The following is a 1,126-nucleotide window of genomic DNA, read 5'->3' as shown; positions in this document are numbered from 1 at the left end:
GGTCCGCGGCGCGCCCGTGTCCAGGGCGCACCGCGGACCTCCCTTTCCCCTCAGCGAGTACCGACCGCCGCCCGTACGGCCTTGCGGGCCATCTGGCAGTCGTCGTGCAGCCGCCTCAGCAGCAGCCGCTGTTCCTCGCCGGACGGCGCAGCAGCCGGGTGGGCCGGGCCCGGTGCCGCCGGGGTCGCGTCGTGCATCGAACGCTGCACGGCCGTCTCGTAGGTACGGATCTCACGGGTCAGTACGAGCATCAGGTTCACCAGGAAGGCGTCGCGCGAGGCCGGGCCCGCCGACTGCGCCAGCTGACTGATCTGCCGCCGCGCCACCGGGGCGTCCCCGAGCACCGCCCACAGCGTCGCCAGGTCGTACCCCGGCAGATACCACCCCGCGTGTTCCCAGTCCACCAGCACTGGACCGGCCGGTGAGAGCAGGACGTTCGACAGCAGGGCGTCGCCGTGACAGAACTGGCCCATGCCCTGACGACCCGAGGCGTGCGCGATGCCGTGCAGGAGCTTCTGCAGATCGCCCAGGTCCCGGTCGGTGAGCAGACCCAGCTCATGGAAACGGGAGATCCGCTGCGCGTAGTCCAGCGGGGCGTCGAACATCCCCGCCGGCGGCCGCCACGCGTTGAGCCGGCAGACCGCGCCGAGCGCCGCCCGGATGTCGGCGCGCGGTGGCGCCTCCACCGGATGCCGCTGCAGGGCGGCCACCCGGCCCGGCATCCGCTCGATGACCAAGGTGCAGTTGTCCGGGTCCGCCGCGATCAGTCTCGGCGCCCGCACGGGTGGGCGGTGCCGGACGAACGAGCGGTATGCGGCTATCTCATGCCTGATCCGCACCTCCCACATGGGGGAGTGGTCCAGTAAACACTTGGCGACGGCCGTGCTGCGCCCTGTCGTTCCGACGAGCAGCACCGAGCGGCCGCTTCGGCGCAGCACCTGGACCGGAGAGAACTCCGGGCAGATGCGATGCACCGAGGCGATCGCCGTACGCAGCTGAGCGCCCTGAGGGCCGGACAAGTCGAGTCTCCCGCTGAGCGGTTGGGTGCCGACCCCCGGAACGCGCCTCCGGCCGGCGCCGAGTACCGGAGCCGACGTGCGTGTGGGGTCGAGATAGGGGCCGCCGC

Annotated in this window: 1 protein-coding gene; it reads right to left on the bottom strand. The window is 72.2% G+C overall.

The features are described 5' to 3' along the window. Positions 1 to 50: 50 nt before the first annotated feature. The coding region (locus F3T56_RS45955) for an aminoglycoside phosphotransferase family protein (RefSeq protein ID WP_149831383.1) at positions 51 to 1,126 on the bottom strand (1,076 nt) is incomplete at its 5' end.

The sequence above is a fragment of the Streptomyces tailanensis genome (assembly GCF_008386495.1).
GTDB classification, from domain to species: domain Bacteria; phylum Actinomycetota; class Actinomycetes; order Streptomycetales; family Streptomycetaceae; genus Streptomyces; species Streptomyces tailanensis.
The sequence above is the reverse complement of the archived record's forward strand: the minus strand, read 5'-3'. Positions and strand labels throughout refer to the sequence as shown.